The sequence below is a fragment of the Chryseobacterium sp. Leaf201 genome, from assembly GCF_001421435.1.
Lineage (GTDB): Bacteria > Bacteroidota > Bacteroidia > Flavobacteriales > Weeksellaceae > Chryseobacterium.
Genome location: NZ_LMKA01000074.1, coordinates 1 through 18,810 on the forward strand (window position 1 = coordinate 1; position 18,810 = coordinate 18,810).

18 protein-coding genes are annotated in these 18,810 nt (G+C 38.0%); 11 read left to right on the forward strand and 7 right to left on the reverse strand.

The window, feature by feature from the left end; genetic code table 11:
- Positions 1–179: 179 nt before the first annotated feature.
- Positions 180–923, forward strand: a complete 744-nt coding sequence (locus ASE55_RS10650) for a ThiF family adenylyltransferase (RefSeq protein WP_056219034.1) — start codon at positions 180–182, stop codon at positions 921–923.
- On the opposite strand, the gene ASE55_RS10655 is transcribed toward ASE55_RS10650, so the two are convergent.
- Positions 918–1,676, reverse strand: coding sequence for a response regulator transcription factor (locus tag ASE55_RS10655; RefSeq protein WP_056219037.1), 759 nt, complete (start codon positions 1,674–1,676; stop codon positions 918–920). The two genes, ASE55_RS10650 and ASE55_RS10655, sit on opposite strands and share 6 nt — an antisense overlap.
- A gap of 115 nt (positions 1,677–1,791) precedes the next feature.
- On the opposite strand from ASE55_RS10655, the gene ASE55_RS10660 reads away from it, so the two are divergent.
- The 7 genes from ASE55_RS10660 (at position 1,792) to ASE55_RS10685 (ending at position 8,668) form a co-directional block, all read left to right on the forward strand.
- Positions 1,792–2,448 (forward strand): hypothetical protein, encoded by a 657-nt coding sequence (locus ASE55_RS10660; RefSeq protein WP_056219041.1) that lies wholly within the window; start codon positions 1,792–1,794, stop codon positions 2,446–2,448.
- 239 nt (positions 2,449–2,687) lie between these two features.
- Positions 2,688–2,861, forward strand: a complete 174-nt coding sequence (locus ASE55_RS20330; protein WP_157844646.1) for a hypothetical protein — start codon at positions 2,688–2,690, stop codon at positions 2,859–2,861.
- 66 nt (positions 2,862–2,927) lie between these two features.
- The gene (locus ASE55_RS10665) at positions 2,928–4,265 is read left to right on the forward strand and encodes a hypothetical protein (RefSeq protein WP_056219044.1); all 1,338 of its coding nucleotides are present in this window, start codon (positions 2,928–2,930) and stop codon (positions 4,263–4,265) included.
- A complete protein-coding gene (locus ASE55_RS10670) occupies positions 4,265–6,466 on the forward strand; it encodes a peptidase domain-containing ABC transporter (RefSeq protein ID WP_056219048.1) in 2,202 nt (733 codons plus the stop codon). The genes ASE55_RS10665 and ASE55_RS10670 overlap by 1 nt, the downstream gene beginning before the upstream one ends.
- Positions 6,467–6,639: 173 nt before the next feature.
- Complete coding sequence (locus ASE55_RS10675; RefSeq protein WP_056219051.1) at positions 6,640–7,815, forward strand: thioredoxin family protein; 1,176 nt, start codon at positions 6,640–6,642, stop codon at positions 7,813–7,815.
- A gap of 3 nt (positions 7,816–7,818) precedes the next feature.
- The gene (locus ASE55_RS10680) at positions 7,819–8,457 is read left to right on the forward strand and encodes a DUF3575 domain-containing protein (protein ID WP_056219053.1); all 639 of its coding nucleotides are present in this window, start codon (positions 7,819–7,821) and stop codon (positions 8,455–8,457) included.
- A gap of 4 nt (positions 8,458–8,461) precedes the next feature.
- Complete coding sequence (locus ASE55_RS10685) at positions 8,462–8,668, forward strand: hypothetical protein (RefSeq protein ID WP_056219056.1); 207 nt, start codon at positions 8,462–8,464, stop codon at positions 8,666–8,668.
- A gap of 81 nt (positions 8,669–8,749) precedes the next feature.
- Here ASE55_RS10685 and ASE55_RS10690 read toward each other — a convergent pair whose 3' ends face one another.
- A complete protein-coding gene (locus ASE55_RS10690) occupies positions 8,750–9,946 on the reverse strand; it encodes an exo-beta-N-acetylmuramidase NamZ domain-containing protein (RefSeq protein WP_056219130.1) in 1,197 nt (398 codons plus the stop codon).
- Between the two features lie 4 nt (positions 9,947–9,950).
- Here ASE55_RS10690 and ASE55_RS10695 point away from each other — a divergent pair, with 4 nt between their 5' ends.
- Together ASE55_RS10695 and ASE55_RS10700 are read left to right on the forward strand one after the other, a co-directional pair.
- A complete protein-coding gene (locus tag ASE55_RS10695) occupies positions 9,951–11,180 on the forward strand; it encodes an ABC transporter permease (RefSeq protein ID WP_056219059.1) in 1,230 nt (409 codons plus the stop codon).
- 485 nt (positions 11,181–11,665) lie between these two features.
- Positions 11,666–12,649: a PLP-dependent cysteine synthase family protein gene (locus ASE55_RS10700; RefSeq protein WP_056219062.1), complete on the forward strand. Its 984-nt coding sequence runs from the start codon at positions 11,666–11,668 to the stop codon at positions 12,647–12,649.
- Positions 12,650–12,706: 57 nt separating this feature from the next.
- Here the strand turns inward: ASE55_RS10700 and ASE55_RS10705 are convergent, their stop codons facing one another.
- Genes ASE55_RS10705 through ASE55_RS10715 form a run of 3 tightly spaced genes read right to left on the reverse strand, consistent with a single transcriptional unit; the run spans position 12,707 to position 14,503 of the window.
- A complete protein-coding gene (locus ASE55_RS10705; RefSeq protein WP_056219065.1) occupies positions 12,707–13,231 on the reverse strand; it encodes a hypothetical protein in 525 nt (174 codons plus the stop codon).
- Positions 13,232–13,276: 45 nt separating this feature from the next.
- Complete coding sequence (locus tag ASE55_RS10710) at positions 13,277–13,579, reverse strand: chaperone modulator CbpM (protein WP_056219069.1); 303 nt, start codon at positions 13,577–13,579, stop codon at positions 13,277–13,279.
- 3 nt (positions 13,580–13,582) lie between these two features.
- Entirely contained in the window at positions 13,583–14,503 is a 921-nt protein-coding gene (locus ASE55_RS10715) for a DnaJ C-terminal domain-containing protein (protein ID WP_056219132.1), read from the reverse strand.
- 92 nt (positions 14,504–14,595) lie between these two features.
- On the opposite strand from ASE55_RS10715, the gene ASE55_RS10720 reads away from it, so the two are divergent.
- On the forward strand, positions 14,596–15,795 hold the full coding sequence (locus ASE55_RS10720; RefSeq protein WP_056219071.1) for a dicarboxylate/amino acid:cation symporter: 1,200 nt from the start codon (positions 14,596–14,598) through the stop codon (positions 15,793–15,795).
- Between the two features lie 576 nt (positions 15,796–16,371).
- Here ASE55_RS10720 and ASE55_RS10730 read toward each other — a convergent pair.
- On the reverse strand, positions 16,372–16,755 hold the full coding sequence (locus ASE55_RS10730) for a DUF779 domain-containing protein (protein ID WP_056219078.1): 384 nt from the start codon (positions 16,753–16,755) through the stop codon (positions 16,372–16,374).
- 383 nt (positions 16,756–17,138) lie between these two features.
- Positions 17,139–18,668, reverse strand: coding sequence for an aldehyde dehydrogenase family protein (locus ASE55_RS10735; RefSeq protein WP_056219136.1), 1,530 nt, complete (start codon positions 18,666–18,668; stop codon positions 17,139–17,141).
- Positions 18,669–18,810: the final 142 nt, after the last annotated feature.

Consider the following 18,810-nt stretch of genomic DNA (forward strand, 5'->3'; position numbering starts at 1 on the left):
TCAAGAGTTCAGGTAAAAATAATTTGAGGAGTTCGGCATCGTTTAACATTCCTCAAAATTATCAATATTTCTTTTTCTCCCCAAGTTTTGAGATTGATCCGTAATATCCAAACTAATCTGAATCCATTCTCGGTAAATAATTATATATTTATTCAATAACCATAAAACTTAAATAAGCCGTGGAGGAATTATACCAGAGAAACAGAATCTACTTAACAGAAGAAGAACAAAATACTATTAAAACATATCCTGTCTTAATTGCAGGCTGTGGAATCGGCAGTAATATCGCTGAATGTGCACTGAGATTCGGCTTTGAAAAACTGACGATTGTTGACGGCGACATTGTAGAACGATCAAATCTTAACAGACAAAATTATACTTTAAATGATATTTCATTTTTTAAAGCCGAAAGATTATTCAAAAGACTGAAAGAGATCAATCCTGATGCAGATATAAAATTTCATACAGAGTATATTGATCACAACAATATCAATACTTTAATAAAAGATCATAAAATCGCAATTAATGCCTTGGATTTCACTTCTGATATTCCTTTATATTTTGATCAGCTTTGTCAGGAAAAAGATATTGTTGTTCTGCATCCATATAACTTGGGCTGGGCCGGGTTAGTGGCTGTTATCACTCCTGATTCTGAGAATTTACATTCAGTCAGCAGCAATTTCAATGAACTGGAAATGGTGAAATTCATCATTAAGGATTTAAAGTCTAAAGACAAAAATTACAACTGGCTTGAAAGTACACTTGATGCTTACATTAATGAAGAGGAAAAACTTTCGCCTCCCCAGCTTTCCGTAGCCTCCTGGATACTAGGCGGGATTTGTACACAACTGCTCTACCTGATTACCACGCAACAAGAAATCAAAACATTTCCAGAGTATTATATAAAGTCTATTCTCTTATAAAAGCTTATTATTGGTTACATAGGATAAAGCCTCGGAGATATTATTTACCTGCATCTTTTCAAACAGTTTCCTTCTGTGGAATTTAATGGTATCGGGAGAAATAAAAATCTTTTCTGCAATTTCATTAATGGTATAGCCTTGTGCATAATATCTCAGAATATCAAGCTCGCGTTCATTGAGTTTTACCTTTTCCTCATTTCTCCAGATATCTTCCTTAACATCATAGCTCCAGAATTCATTATTGCCCTGTTTGAAAACAGTTATATTTCCGGAATCTGTATGGGTAGAAAGTGACACGAGGCACATTGCCTTCCAGATTTTTCCGGCTTCGGTAAGAAAAAGCGGCGTCAGTTTATGGTTGATTAAAACAGCTTTGTCCTTATTCAAAAGATGAAAATCATAAGAAATGGTATATAGCTTCCTTTCTGAAACAGGAATTCTTTCATAAAAATCAAAACCTGCCTGATTTATTTTAAGCAGAAGGTCAAGATCATCTTTTTTAACATATTTAAAATAAAAGTCATATCCCATTTTTCTTACCTCATCCGCGGAATGTCCGCACAGAAACAAAGGATTATCTGAAACGTATTCAAAATTCCTGTTTTGGTAATCAATAATATAAATACTCATATAACTTACCCTGGCAAAAGCTTCTGTTACCTGTAAATAATTTTTGAGCTGATCTTTTTCCTCAACGGAAATATTTCCAACGGTATTTTTTGGGAAAAAGAAATCATTCACATTTTCACTCATATCTTTAAGTTTGGTTATCGTTTTTTTATCAAATATTGAGTTTTCATGAAACTTCTACACTTAAGTGTAGCACAGGACAAAATCAATCCCTATAAATTTATAAAAAATAATTCCCATGGGCAAGATAAATATTCTGACATCCGATTTTGATTACAGGAAATTGGCAGAATTCATTATTAAAGAAAATTATTCCCATCACTACCAAACCAATGTATTTTCAGATCAGAAAACAAAAGCTGTTTATGAAGAAGAAATATATTACAGAAAAAATTCACTGGTCTTTGCCCTACAGGATTCACAGGATACTTTAATCGGAACGATCAGGGCCCTAAAATGGAATTATTGTGATCTGCTGCCTTTAGAAAAAATATTTTCAATACATCCTTTTCAGGTAATTGAAAAAAATTTCGAGGGTGAAATCTGGCATATCGGAAGATTTGCCATCAGAAAGAATGAAGGGCTGCTTCCTCTAAAAAAATTAATGGCTCTCGCCATAGGAATCGTATGCGAAAAAGAAAAAAACATAGCCTTTGCGGAATGTGATAGCAAACTATTAAAAACATTATATCTGATGGGAATAGAGCCCGTAATAATAGGCACACCCAAATATTATCTGGGCTCTGAAACCATCCCTGTTCTCTTAGTATATGATAATCTTATCAAGTTTTATCATAAACATGAATATCTGATTAATGATGTATGCGATATTCATACCCATCCGATTCTTAACCCTGCTCTCGAATCAAATACCTTAAGCTATTCTTTTACTTAAAAATAAAACAGATGGAGCTGAAAAATATTCAAAAAATTTAATTATTAAGAAAATCAATTGATCTGTTCAATCTCACTTGTAATTTCAGTGAAAATTAGAAAAATTCATACTGAAAGAGTAACCGAAACCAAGAAGAAATTGATTCGACTACAAAATATTTCTTGCAAGAAGAGACCAGCGAAGGAGCGAATGTCGATAAACTTTGATCCACAAACAAATCATTTTTAAATTTTATTATCATGAAAAAAGCAAAATTCAATGCAAAAGAGTTCTTAAAAGTAAAAACTCTTTCCCCACTTGAACAAAATCAATTAAGAGGAGGTTTCGGTGAAGCAGAAGCAGCCGATGGTGTTGTAGTACAACAAGTACGTCAGCAAGTAGTTCAGCAAGTTCAGCGTGTGATCGGCTTGTAAACAAACAGGTAATAGAGAAAATTTATTTCTCTATTACCTTTCTTTTCATCATCAAAATATTACAATATGAGCAATAAAGAGTTTAACAAAGATTTTTGGCAACAATTTATCGATACCAACAAGAATTTTACACAGACATGCGTTATTAAAAATGTAATTCCGGAAGATCTTGTTATGAAGCTGAAAAACGCAGTGGTTGAAGGTCTTACCAACAGATTCAAAACAAAAGATCTCGATGGTTTCAGATTGTATTTTCCGTCTCAGGGAAAAGGCAAAGAAAATTCTGAATTTATTGACGAATTATATAAAAATCCTCCTTTAGAAAATGAGGAAATAATTGACTACTGTAACAGGGCTTTCAAGGAAAAATTCGGTCTGATTGTCAACTTTTTAGAGAGACATTCAGGTTTTATTTCAAAGGAACTGAGAATGATTACGGAACCCCTTCTTGAGATTATCGGTATACCGGCAACAGGGGTAGACGTTACTGTTTTTATCGGAAATTATGGATGGACGCCATTGGGAATACATCAGGACCACAAAGGTGAAAATGTACTGCATTTCCACTTAGGACCCGGGGATAAAACAATGTATATCTGGGATCAGGAAAAATATAAAGACTTAACAGGTACAAAACATAATAATTTTGAGATCGAACCTTTACTGGAACATGCAGAAAAATATGATTTCGGAACAGGAGACCTATTTTTTATGCCATGGGATAAATTTCATATCGGGAAAAGTGATGACTTATCTATCGGGGTTACCTTCTGGTTTAATAATCCTTCAAAAGTTAAATTCTTTGACAGGATCCTGAATACATTCTACCGGGATTATATCCACGAAAATAAAGATATAATTGCTCCGCAACATAATTTTCTGGAAAACAACGATACATTTGAGGAGTTTCTTTCTATTTTGAAGCTTGATGAAGAGATTCTAAATGGCTCCACCCGAGATTTCTTCAAATATTTTTATAACGAATTTAAACATGGCTTATTGAGTAATGCCGGCTGGCAGGCTCCGCCTCAATCAAGAGAGAAAGAAGATAAATATAATGTAGATGATTATGAATTCCTGCTTGAAAAGGAAATCTATACTAACGAACCTTTTAAAATGATCTATAAGGTCGATGAAGAAAAAGAGCAGTTTTATCTTTATGTAAGAGGTACAAAAATAGATATGCGATATCATCCTGAGTTGATAAATATTGTTGACAACCTGAATACCCACAAAACCTGGAAAGTATCAGAATTGTTAAAAAATCTTGAGATTGAATGGCCTATAGAAGCCGGGCTTTACTTTCTCTCAATGATCTATGATAAAAAAGGAATCGAGATTTCAGGAGAATCCCGTACTGTAATACAAGAAGCTGAAAACATTTTATTAGAAGAAGAAAACTAATGAAATTTATTCCTCAACATGACAAAATGGACTGCGGGCCCTCATGCTTAGCCATGATTACTTCATATTATGGCAAAGCATACGGCCTGCAATATTTGCGTGACCATTGTTTTACTTCACGGGAAGGCGTTTCAGTACTTGCCATCAATAATGCTGCAGAAAAAATTGGATTTAAAACATTGGCCACCCAGATCTCCGTTGAGGATTTAAACAACGAATTCCTCCCGTGTATCTTACATTGGAACCAGAACCATTTCGTTGTGCTTACCAAGATATCAAACCCACTGTTCAACAGAAGAAAAATTTATACTATTGCCGATCCTGCCCACGGAATACTCAAACTAACAGAAGAAACGTTTAAAAAGTCCTGGCAGAAAAACACAGATAAAGGAGTAGCCCTCTTATTAGAACCTACCGATTTATTCTTTCAGAATAAAAATATTCCGGACCAAAAGGTATCACTCAGCTATATCTATAATTATCTGGGACCGCATAAAAAGCAGTTTTTATGGTTATCATTAATATTATTATTAGGAACAGTAACTACCCTAGCGTTCCCTATTCTTACACAAAAACTGATTGATGATGGAGTCAGCAAAAAAAATATGGGTATCATTACCTATATCCTTATGGCCCAGCTTGCATTTTTTGTAGGCAATATTGTTCTGGGTATTTTCAGAAACTGGATTATGCTGTATGTGGGAAGTCGCCTGAATATCAGTATCATTTCAGATTTCTTAAAAAAACTGATGAGCCTGCCAATTAAATTTTTCGAAACAAAATTTATGGGGGACTTCAATCAAAGAATACAGGATCACGAGAAAATAGAACTATTCCTTACTTCAAACAGTCTCATTACTATTTTTTCTGTGTTTACATTTTCCGTTTTTTTTATTGTTCTCTGGAGTTATGATTTTAGAATTTTAGCCACTTATTTCACGCTTACTGCGCTGTCTGTTATATGGTCTTTATACTGGCTTAAAAAATTAAAAATTTTAGATTATTACCGGTTTCAGGAGAAAAGTGAAAACCAGGAATCTATTTATGAAATTATCAACGGTATTTCTGAAATGAAACTTAATAAGTTTGAAGAATATAAACGTAAAGAATGGGAAAATATACAGCAGAAATTATTCAAAATCAACTTAAGAATTTTAAAAGTTGACCAGATTCAGCTCTCCGGCTTTGATTTCCTTAATCAATTAAAAAATATTGTAGTTATATTTCTTTCCGCCTCATTTGTTATTCAAGGCAGTATGACATTGGGAGCATTGTTAAGTGTCTCTTACATTATCGGGCAGATGAATAATCCGGTTAGCCAGCTCATTACCTTTTTCCGCTCCATGCAGGAAGCAAAATTGAGTCTGTCGCGTTTATATGAAGTGCAAACCCATCCGGAAGAAGAACAGAAAAATCTGCTTCCGCTGATGAATGAAAACTATATACGCCAGAATGGTATTGAGAAAGGAATCTATTTCAAAAATATATCGTTTCAGTATGAAGGGCCCCAATCTCCTTATGTACTTAAAGATATTAACCTTTTTGTTCCTGAAAGTAAAATAACAGCTATCGTAGGTGCAAGCGGAAGCGGAAAAACAACGCTGATCAAATTACTTTTGAAATTTTATGAACCTACACAGGGCGACATTTATTTTAACCACTCCAACCTTAAAGAAATATCTCCAAAAGACCTGAGAGGAAACTGTGGGGCTGTAATGCAGGACGGACATATTTTTTCTGACACTATTGAAAGAAATATAGCAACAGGCGATGAAATAATTGATTATAAAAAATTACAGCATTCTTTGCATATTGCTAATATACAATCATTTGTCGATGAATTACCTTTAGGACTTAACACTAAAATCGGAGCTTCCGGAAATGGTATATCGGGCGGACAGAAACAGAGAATATTGATTGCAAGAGCGGTTTATAAAGACCCTCATTTTATTCTATTTGATGAAGCAACCTCTGCTCTGGATGCAGAAAATGAAAAAGTGATCCATGATAATTTACAGGAATTTTTTAAAGGCAAAACTGTTATTATCATCGCTCACCGTCTTTCAACTGTAAAAAATGCTGATCAGATTATTGTTTTAAAACATGGAAAAATTGTAGAACAGGGAAACCATCATTCATTAGTCGAAAAAAAATCCGATTATTTCAATCTGGTTAAAAATCAATTGGAACTCGGAGCATAATTATACATTCTAAACTTTCTCAATCATTTTTTGCAATGTCGGATAATTTTTATCCGGCTTTTTTTACAGCAATAAGTAATAAAATTTCGTTAATATCATCATCTTGTATTGTAAAAAAGACCATCTGTTTCACGGAAATAAGTATCTTCGCTTTTTAAATTTTATCTGAAAAAATGAAGAAGTTTGTCTCCGGATTATTTTTATTTTCTACCCTTGCGGTATTTGGCCAGGAAGCGATTCAGTTTCAGGAACTGCCGTTTAAAGAACTTGTAGCCAAAGCAAAAAAAGATAACAAAATTGTATTTATCGATGCTTATGCTTCATGGTGCGGGCCCTGTAAAATGATGGAGCGTAATGTTTTTACGAAAAAATCCGTAGGAGACTATTACAATTCCAATTTTGTCAATGCCCGGTTTGATATGGAAAAAGGTGAAGGGAGGGAAATTGCCGCTAAATATGGCGTACGTTCCTACCCTACTTATTTATTTTTAAACGGAGACGGCGAGCTGGTTTCACAGAACTTCGGATACATGGAAGAGAGCATGTTCCTTACCATGGCTCAGGATATTAATTCTCCCAATAATAAAAAAGGATCTTTAAAAGAACGCTTTGCAAAAGGTGAAAAAGACCCGGAATTCCTGATCAATATTATGAAGCTTAATTCTTCATCAGATTTTGATTTTGCTAAAAAGGCTTCGGAAAGGTATTTTGAGAATAAGAAAAAAACTGAGGAATTTACCAAAGATGATGTCGGGCTTTTGTTTTTTTTCCTGAAATCTACAGAAGATAAAAATTATAAAGTTTTTACAGAAAGGAAAGCTGAAATCATCAAGTTTTTACCTGAAGAAACCTACAAAGAATTTGACAATCAGATGAAACTGGCTAAGGTGGTGGAACAGTCTGTTGATACACAGAATAAAATCATCAACAGCGAGTATTTCATGAAAACGGCAGAACCTCTGGTTGGAAAACATGATGCTGAAGTAAAACTTAACCAGACGAAATTAAGTTACTACGAACAGAATGCTAATTTTCCGGAATATGAAAAAGCAGCACTGGCCTATTATAGAAACACAGAAGCCTTCGAACCTAATGAGCTGTTAAAAGCAGCATGGATATTTTCGGAACATATCAAAACGCAGGCATCACTTAAGAAAGCCGCAGAATGGGCAGAAAAATCTGTTATGCGTGGCGAAACATCGGAAAACACCTATATCCTGGCTAAACTTTACTCGTTAACCGGGAAAAAAGATATGGCAAAAACATATGCTGAAATGTCCAGAAACCTGGCTGCCCAGAATCAGAAAGACTCTTCGTTAGCTGAGAAACTATTACAAGAAATACAATAAAAGATGTCGAAAATCAAGTTTATTACAGGCTTCCTGACCTTATTTTTACTGGGAACCCTGAATGCTCAGGAACAATCACAGGAACAGAATAGTGAAACAGGGGTTTATATTAAAGGAAATGCACTGTTAATTCCCATCGGAGTTATCAATGTAGCTTTAGAACATCAGTTAAGTAAAAAAATTACAGTGCAGGGCGATGTTCTGATCTCTCCCTGGAAATCTTTTTCAGGACATGAACTGCAGTATTACTCAGTTTCCGTGGAAGGCAGGTATTATTTTAATGAAGCATTTAAGCATTGGTATGTCGGAGCCAATATTGCAGGGTCCCGTTTCATCGCACAAAAATGGAATTACTGGAATGACGATGTTGTTATAGATGAACAAACAGGTATATCTTATATTAATTCAAACCTTTATCAGAAAGGATATTCTCTTATATTTGGTATTACGGGAGGATATCAGTTCAGGCTTGCCGACAAATGGAATATGGATATTTATGCAGGCATTGGAAGCTCCCAGGACTTTTACAAAGGGTATGACCGTACAACAGGACAGCGATATGATTCTCCTAAAGGCTACAACAAAAGCGGAGAAATTCTTCCGTACCGGGGAGGTGTTATGATTTCGTATAAATTAAAATAGAACGATGAAGTTATTCGGAAAAAACCACATTATTATCTGTGTCATTACTTTTGCCATTTTATTTTTAATGAATTATCTGGGGAATGACCAGCCGGACAAAATAGAAAGGGCATTAATGATTGCAGGTGCAGGCGTAATCGGCTTAACGATTGGCTTGGTTATTATGAACAGGGGGAAAAACGATAAAAATCCACCACCGGATTTTGACTGATCAATAATTCCTAAATATATACAAAATAATTCGCCTGTAAATTAATGATTTACAGGCGAATTTTATTAGCTTTTTAGTACATCAGTTTTCGTACATCACATATTTTTTTCTGGTCTTCTCAAACATTTCCAGACCCGGTTTCCAGGAGGCTTTAATCTCAGAAACGGACTTCCCTGCGATGATCTGTTTTCTCAGCTCATCAGTTCCGGATAAGGTATCAAACCATAAATTTTTCAGGAAGAAATCTGTCTGTGGGTTTTTATAGTTCTTATAAGCATTAATCACCCATTCCAAATTGAGTTCTCTTAAATTGGTTTTATAGGTTGAAAGATTTTCGCCGTAACAAAGTTTACCGTTTAAAAAAGGGTCTTTGGCTCCGAAATTAGGCTTTGGAGTAAACTGGTAAGGCAGGCCTGTAGTCCAGGGTGAACCGTAAATCTGGAACGGCAGATCCGTTCCTCTTCCTACTGAAACCTGAGTGCCCTCGAAGAAACACAGGCTCGGGTATAAATTAATCGATTGGTCATTCGGCAGGTTGGGCGAAGGCTTATCTGAAATCGGGTAACGCTGTTTCTTATGATAATTCTTCATCGGAATAACCGTATATTTTGCCTGTACTCCATTTTTCAGCCATTTTTCTCCGTTTACCATATTGCCATATTCTCCTATGGTCAGTCCATACACCACAGGTACTTCGTGCAGTCCCACAAAACTTGACCATTTTTTTTTCAGAACCGGGCCGTCCGTATAGCCGTCATGCGGATTGGGACGGTCCAACACCAGAACCTCAACCCTATTTTCCGCTCCGGCTTCCATCAGATAGCTCAATGTTGAGATATACGTATAAAACCTGACCCCGACATCCTGAATATCAAAAACAACAATATCAATCCCTTTTAACTGTTCGGGATTTGGCTTTTTGTTGTTTGCGTATAAAGAAACGATGGGGATTCCTGTTTTTACATCTACCCCGTTCTTTACCTTTTCACCGGCATCCGCATCACCGCGGAAACCATGTTCAGGGGCAAAAATAGACTGGATTTTTATTCCGTTCTTTACTAAAAAGTCAACAACATGGCTTCTGTCCTTCATCAGGCCGGTCTGGTTGGTAACCACCCCGATGGTTTTTCCCTTTAACAGCGGCAGATACAGTTCAGGCTGGTCTGCACCGGTTTTAAATTCCGTGTGATGATCAGACTGGGCATAATATTGATTGAATACTCCTAAAAAAATTAGGCAAATAAGAAGTAAATTTTTAATTTTGAAATCTAAATTCATAAGCTTGAAATTTCCTTTATATTTCTCTAGAAAAATAGCGTTTTCCAAAGATAACAAAAATAACCTCTCGCGGGTGATCATCTTCATCGGAAGGCTTTCTGTTGCTCTGGGGATTATCGTTTCGCTGATTACCGTTTCTACCGGATTCGGTTCTAAAAAAGCGATCAAAGAGAGACTGGCAGATTTCAGCGGGCATGTTACCGTAAAATCCACACGGTCAAACTCTTCCTACAACACTTCTGTGCTTGACAACCAGGGGCTTGACATAAAAAAAATCAAAGAAATGCCGGATGTGCAGTCTGTACAGACGTATGCAACAGTAACCGGGATTATGCGGAATGAACACAATTTCGCAGGCATTATTTTTAAAGGGGTTGGAAAAGATTTTGACAGCCTGAGATTTAAAAAATTCTTAGTGGCAGGAAATACACCGCAAATTACCGGAACCGGCTATAACAATGGCGTAACCATTTCCCAAAAGACGGCCAATGACCTTCACCTGAAACTGAAGGACAGCATTGTTACTGTATTTTCAAAAACCGACCAGCAGCCTATCTACAGGAAATTTGAAGTGGTAGGCATCTATAAAACCGATATTAAAATGATCGATGACCAGTTTGTCATCGGGGATATCAGCCATGTGCGGAAAATTCAGGATATGAAGCCTGATGAAGTGGGCGGAATTGACATTTTTTTTAAAAATATAAATGATGTTGACCGTGATTTTCCGGAAATTGAAAAGCTGATCGGTTATAAAAACTATGCGGAAAAAGCAACCGAAAAATTCCCTCAGATCACCGACTGGATCAGTATTTTTGACACGAATATTGCACTGATCATCATCATCATGCTGATTGTGGTGGTCATCAATATCATCATGGTACTCCTTATTCTGATCATTGAAAGGACAAATTCCATTGGCTTATTGAAAACTTTAGGAGCCAGCAATGGACAGATCAGGGCAACGTTCATCAATTATACACTGATCATCATGATTCCGGGGCTTTTATGCGGAAACCTGATCGGGCTAAGCCTGATTCTGATTCAGAAATTCTTCGGTGTGATCAAATTAAATCCTGAAAACTATTATGTGAGCACCGTGCCGGTTGATTTAAATCCCATTGCCATTATCTCTATTTCAGCAGGCATCCTTTTAGTTTCCGGGCTTGCCCTAATCATTCCGAGCTACCTGATCAGCAAGATTTCTCCGGTGAAGGCGATTAAGTATAATTAATTTGGGAATTTTGAAAGGTCAATAATGATTACGCTTTCTTTGATTATGACAATTCAACATCATCAGGTTTGTCATTCCGCATGAATCTAAGCGAAGCTTTTTACTATATTGAATTCCTACGGAATAACAGATTTAGTATTTTTTGTCTATAACTAATCTGTTTATTATAGATCGAGATTACTTCGTCCCAGGCTCCTGCTCCTCGCAATGACAAACAGCTAAACAACGGCAAAAGCCCTAGCCCCGATTACGGTGAAAATCCTTTTTTGAAGAAAAAGATTGCAACGGAAAGCGGGAAACAGCTTCAAAAAATTATACAATTATATTTTATCAACAATCAAATGAAAATTGTGAATGAATGGCTCTTTCTTTACAAATCAGATTCTGCCATTCATTGTTTATACTTTAACGGTCAATTCTTTAGGTGAACCTTAATTCTGATAATCATTTTAAAGCCGTATCTTTGCCATGCTTATAAAACATTTATGAAATACGCAGAAAATATTCTTGAAACGATCGGAAATACGCCACTGGTAAAGCTTAACAGGGTTTTAGGCGAAGATTTTCCGGCTTTGGTCCTGGCCAAGGTAGAAACGTTCAATCCGGGCAATTCTGTAAAAGACAGGATGGCCGTAAAAATGATTGAGGATGCTGAAAAGGACGGAAGATTAAAACCGGGAGGAACCATTATTGAAGGAACTTCCGGGAATACAGGGATGGGCCTTGCGCTTGCCGCAATCATCAAAGGGTACAAATGTATTTTTGTAACCAATTCTAAACAGTCAAAAGAAAAATGTGATATCCTTCGTGCCGTAGGCGCAGAAGTCATTGTATGCCCTACCGATGTAAAGCCTACAGACCCGCGTTCTTATTATTCGGTTTCCAAAAGACTGGCAAAAGAAACGGAAAACGGATGGTACGTCAACCAATATGACAATTTATCCAACAGAGCGGCTCACTATGAATCAACAGCTCCTGAAATCTGGGAACAGACGGACGGAAAACTGACCCATTTTGTAGTAGGAGCCGGAACGGGAGGTACCATTACGGGCTGCGGAACATTCTTCAAGGAGAAAAATCCGGACATTAAAGTAATCGGTGTAGATACATACGGTTCTATCTTAAAAGAATACCACGAAACCGGCGAGCTTCACTACGATCATGCTTACACCTACGTTACGGAAGGAATCGGGGAAGATATTATTCCTGAAAATTACGATATGGCTGTTATTGACCATTTTGAAAAAGTAACGGATAAGGACGGTGCTGTTTATGCAAGAAAATTAGCTAAAGAAGAAGGAATCTTCTGCGGTTATTCTGCGGGAAGCGCCATTGCTTCTCTGATCCAGATGAAAGATCAGTTCACGGAAAATGATGTAATTGTTGTCCTTCTCCATGATCACGGTTCCAGATATGTAGGAAAAATTTACAATGACGAGTGGATGAAAGAAATGGGCTGGCTGGATTAATCAGTCTTCCTATCTATAAATAAAAACTCAGAGCATTCATTGACTCTGAGTTTTTTGTTATTTAATATTTTTCTTCACTGCCTGTTTCAGTATTTCATAGTCTGCCGCACTCATTGATTTCTGCGGAAACATATAATTGTATTTTCCTTCCAGAGCAATAAATTTTTCACCGGCTTCCGCAGAAGTAAATTCTGTCCAGAGACAGGTTTCTTTCGCGTTATTTATATTTACCGTGAAAATTTTTTTATTGAATTTAATCTGGTAAATTTCTGCATTTTCCAAAGTCTTCAGGTAAGCAATAACTTCCTTTTTCCATCGCGAGACTTTATTAATGGCTACAGAAAGGAAAATTACACAGAGCAGGAATAAAAAGCTGACAAAATATAAAATCCCAAATTTTTCTTTGCTGAAATCATCTTTAAAGATGAACAGAATGGCCAGAATAAGACCAACAATCAGCGTGGTAACGGTTTTTCCTTTTGTAGCTGATGAAAAGAACAGGCTTCCTGAAGTACCGCTGAAGTAAACTTCTTCAAAATCTTTCCTGTTGATCTGTAAACTGATGATTTTATCGTCATTCATCTTGGGATTTTTTAATGGCTTTAACCGTTCTTTTGCAAAACTAAATTAAATATCCTCATATTTCTCACTAATTGCAGAAATTTTGTTCATCAGCTCGCGGTTTTTCTGTTTCAGATCATCCATTTTCCTGAGCATTTCGTGGATCACTTCCAGTCCGGGAAGATTAATCTCAAGGTCATAATGCCAGTTGGTAAACCTTTCAAAAGAAGGTAAATCTTCATACCTCAGATACCGGATTTCGTTTTCCGTATGGATATCCAGCAAGCCGGAATCTACCAGCTCATCAAAAAAAGTGATTTCTATATTGTATATTTTTACGAGCTCTTCCCTCGATATTCTTTCGTTCATAGCCTAGGAATTTTTAAGTTGTTCAAAAAGTTCTTTCTGCTTTTCGCTAAGATGGGTCGGCAGTTGTACTTCATACGTCACAAATAAATCTCCAAACTGTCCGTCTTTTTTATACACCGGAAAACCCTTCCCTTTAAGCCTTACGGTAATTCCGTTCTGCGTACCGGGCTTTACTTTGAGGTTAACGCTTCCGCTGAGGGTGTTTACCGTTACATCTCCGCCCAGTACGGCGGTATACAGGTCAATGGTTACCTTTGTTTTCAGGTCATTGCCTGACCTTTCAAAATCAGGGTCTGCAGGAATGTTGAAGGTGATGTATAAATCCCCGGCAGGTCCACCGTTGTAACCCGGGCTTCCGTGGCCTTTCAGCCTGATCTGCTGCCCGTCATATACTCCCGCCGGAATGGTAATCCTTACTTTTTTACCGTTAATATCAAAAGTCTGCGGATGCGTGATTGCTGCATCTTTTAAACTCAGCGTAAGTTCTGCCTCCACATCCTGTCCTTTGAATTTTCCTGAGGCACTTCCTCTTGAACTTCTGCCGAAACCCTCTCCCGTACCTCCGAACATGCTCTGGAAAAAATCTGAAAAGTCTTCGCCCTCCCCGAAATCCGCACCGGAAAACCCGCCGCTGAAATTTCCGCCTTCGTGCTGATACTGCCTTTGCTGTTGCTGCTGCGCTTTTTCATATTCTTCACCATGCTTCCAGTGTTCTCCGTATTTATCATACTTTGCCCGGTTTCCCGGATTGCTGAGCACTTCATTTGCTTCATTCAGTTCCTTAAACTGTCTTTCCGCTTCCTTGTCATTGGGATTAAGATCGGGATGCAGCTTTCTTGCCCGTTTACGGTATGCTTTTTTAATGTCGTCCTGGGTCGCGCTTTTGTCTACTCCTAAAATTTTATAGTAATCTATATAAGCCATAGAAACCTTTTTACCCAAATTTAAGAATTTTAAGACTGAAAAATATATAACTGAATGTTAAAAATAAACCTATCTTTGAGTAAAAGCGCTGTATGAAAGAGGTCATAAAAAACTACTCGGGCATTTTACTTTTACTGTTGGGCATCATTGCCGGAAGCATTCTCGGAATTGTAGCACCCGGTGTTGTTGATTATGTAAAACCTGTGGGAGATATTTTTCTCAATCTCCTTTTTGTGAGTGTGGTCCCGCTGGTGTTCTTCGCGGTTTCCAATTCTATTGCTTCACTGGAGCAGCAGTCGAAATTCGGGAAGATTATGGTGACCATGGCTTTTACCTTTCTTTTTTTCATTCTTACTGCCGCGGTTTTTACCATTGGTGCGGTCTATTTATTTCCGGTTTCAGGCGTTTCGGGAAGCAAAGCAGTGGTTGAAGAAGCGGTAAATAATGAAAGCTGGGGAAACAGGATTGTCAGTTTTTTTACCGTCGGGGAATTCACCCAGCTTTTCTCAAGGCAGAATATGCTGGCCCTTTTGATTTTTGCCTTCATGACAGGATTTGCTGCCAGAAAAGCAGGTGAAAAAGGCCACGCTTTCAGGATGTTTATTGCTTCAGGCTATGAAGTGATGAAAGAACTGCTTATGCTGATCATGAACATTGCGCCAATCGGTCTCGGTGCCTATTTTGCGTATCAGGTGGCTACTCTTGGGCCTCAGCTCTTCGGGTTCTATGCAAAGCCTCTGGGACTGTATTATGCAGCCGGCATCGTGTATTTCCTGGTATTCTTTTCCCTGTATGCTTTTATGGCCAAAGGCCGTTACGGTGTAAAAAGTTTCTGGACGAATGCTGTTTATCCTACTTTAACCGCTCTGAGCACCTGCAGCAGCTTTGCCACAATGCCCGCGAATCTGGTAGCGGCATCTAAAATCGGGGTTCAGAACCAGGTGGCCAATATCGTCATCCCTATCGGAACAACCTTGCATAAAAACGGTTCTTCAATGTCTTCAATCATTAAAATTTACGTTGCTTTTCTGATCATCGGAAGGGATTTTTTTGATCCGGTTAATCTTCTGCTGGCTTTGGGAATTACGGTTTTCGTAAGCATTGTGGCAGGCGGAATCCCGAACGGCGGGTATATCGGTGAAATGCTGATGATCTCTGTCTATAAATTACCCCAGGAGGCGATTCCTGCAGTGATGATCATCGGGACACTGGTAGATCCTTTGGCCACGGTTCTTAATGCTGTGGGACAACTCGTGGCTTCGATGTTTGTGAACCGGTTTGTGAAGGTTTAACTGTACAGACAGAACACATTAAATTGTATTGAAATTAACATGGATTCCTTTTATAAAATTATAGGCTTATATGACCATCTGAGTTTTAATATTAAGATGGAAAAATCTGATTTCTCTGAAAGTCTGAAAAAGATTACTTATAAGACTAATACCGCATTCATCACATTAATTCCTGATTACGGTATCCCTACAAGATTTGAATACAGGGGAACTGTTAATAAAAGCGATTTTATACTTAAAAGGAGAAGTCATTTTTTTGATTATAATATTTTTCATTGCATTATAAAAGGAAATATTTCAGAAAAAGATAATACAACATATATTCAGATGGAATTTTACTCCTTTCATTTTCCATTTTGTGACTGCCATCTTAGCACTTCTCCTTTTCCTAATTATTTCTACAGCAGAGATTGTAAATAATAACAATTATTTCATTATTGCTTTTCCATGCATCATCGTACTCAGCAAGTATTTTATTTTAAAAAGAAATATAAAAAGAGATAAATATGATTTTGAAAGAGAAGTGAATTTTATGCTTCAAAAAAATAAGCAATTCAAAAATTACAAATAATCCAATTATTCACTCCGTTTTACCGGTTCCAGGTTTTCATATTCTTCTTTGGTAAAAAGCTTATAATGCACTTTAAAGGTTTTCCCCAACGGCGTTTCCAGGGAAAAGCCGCCCGGCCCGAAACCGTCTGTGACATCCAGTGTAAAATGTGAATACTGCCAGTATTCAAAAAGATCCCGGTCGATCCAGAATTCATGGCCGTTGATGGTTCCGATCATGGCATCATTCATTCTCGGGAAGAACCCTCCTTTTTCAAAACATTGCGGCTGGGTACCTTCGCAGCAGCCTCCGGCCTGGTAGAACATGAGTTCGCCGTACTTCTTTTCGAGTTCCCAGATAACTTCAAGGGCTTTTTCCGTAACGGACACTCTGGATATTGTGGTCTGCATATTCTCTGATTTTTATTGGTTTGATACCTGCTTATGATAAAGACACTATTTTCTGATCATCCTTTGAAATAAAGCGACTCTTTTAGCCTGTCTTTAATTATAGGGTAGAAAGTTAAAAAAGTCCGGACCTTTAATTTCAGCCGGACCTTTAATTTATTATCGTTATTTACCTCAGCATTATACGTAAGTCTATTACAATTTCTGTTCCTTACAGCGGTCTTCTATTACCCTGTACTTTGCGTGAGGGATAGAAAGGGTCTTGCTGAAAGCAAGAGTGCGGAGCGAAGCGGAGCACCGAAACGAAGTGGAGCCCTGCATAGCCCGACCGTTTTTGCCCCGGCCAAATCAGCTGAGGCAAAAAAACGGGCACGCCCTAACTTTATTTAAAAGAACCCTAATTTGTTTTTATTATACGAAATCAGCATATTTTTAGTCTGACGGTAATGGTCCAGCATCATTTTATGGTTCTCCCTTCCTATTCCCGACTGCTTATATCCACCGAAAGGTGCTCCTGCAGGGTAAGAATGGTATTGGTTTACCCAAACCCTTCCCGCCTGGATCTTACGCGGAACATTATACAGCTGGTGTGCATCTCTTGTCCAGACCCCTGCTCCCAATCCGTAAATGGTATCGTTGGCAATTTTAATACCTTCTTCTTCATCCTTGAATGTAGTGAACGCCAGTACCGGCCCGAAAATTTCTTCCTGGAAAATCCTCATCCTGTTGTTCCCTTTGAAGATGGTAGGCTGGATGTAATATCCCTTTTCAAGGTCTTCACCCATATGGCTGACATCACCTCCTACGAGCACTTCCGCGCCTTCTTCTTTTCCTAACTGGATGTAGGAAAGGATTTTATCTTTCTGGATCTTGGAAGCCTGTGCCCCCATCATCACCGTTTTATCCAGCGGATTCCCTACTTTGATCGCTTTTACCCTTTCGATTACTTTTTCCATGAAAGCATCGGCGATATCTTCCTGAACCAGTAATCTGGACGGACAGGTACAGATTTCACCCTGATTCAGGGCAAAAAGGACCGCACCTTCAATAGCTTTATCCAAAAATTCGTCATCTGCATCCATTACCGAGCTGAAGAAAACATTTGGGGATTTACCTCCCAGTTCCAACGTTACCGGAATGATGTTTTCCGTAGCATACTGCATTACCAGACGGCCTGTAGCCGTAGATCCCGTGAATGCTGCCTTATTAACTTTAGGATTGGTCACCAGTGCCCTTCCAAGCTCTGCACCGAAGCCATTAACGATATTAACAACTCCCGGAGGAAGCAGGTCTCCGACAAGCTCCATTAGCACCAGGATGGAAATCGGCGTACTTTCTGCCGGCTTCAGAACCACACAGTTCCCTGCTGCCAGTGCCGGTGCCAGTTTCCATACGGCCATCAGGATCGGGAAATTCCATGGGATGATCTGGGCAATGACACCCAGCGGTTCATGAACGATCAGGGAAACGGTATCTTTATCCAGTTCATTATGAGAACCTTCGTCTGCCCTGATTACGGAAGCGAAATACCTGAAATGGTCAACTGCCAACGGTATATCTGCAGCCAGCGTTTCTCTTACCGCTTTACCGTTATCGATGGTTTCCACGGTAGCCAGATACTCAAGATTCTGCTCGATCCTGTCGGCAATTTTATTTAAGATAATACTTCTTTCGGTAGATGAAGTATCTTTCCAGGTCTGGAATGCTTTTTCCGCGGCATTAACAGCCAGTTCCAGATCTTCTTTGGACGAATGTGCTGCCTGGGTGAAATTTTTTCCGTTCACCGGAGAAACCACATCGAAATACTGCCCGTTTACCGGTGCCGTGTATTTTCCGTCAATATAATTATCATATCTGCTTTTAAATTCAGGCCACTGTAAAACGGTTCCTGATTCCTGTTCTGTAACTGTACTCATTTTAATAATTTTAATTTTTGCTGATCCTAAGGTACCGTTCCCTATATTAATTGTATAGCACAATCGTGCAAAAAAACTTCACAATCGTGCCTACCACGAATTTTATCATTTCATTAACAGTTGCTTAGCCTGATAATCTTTA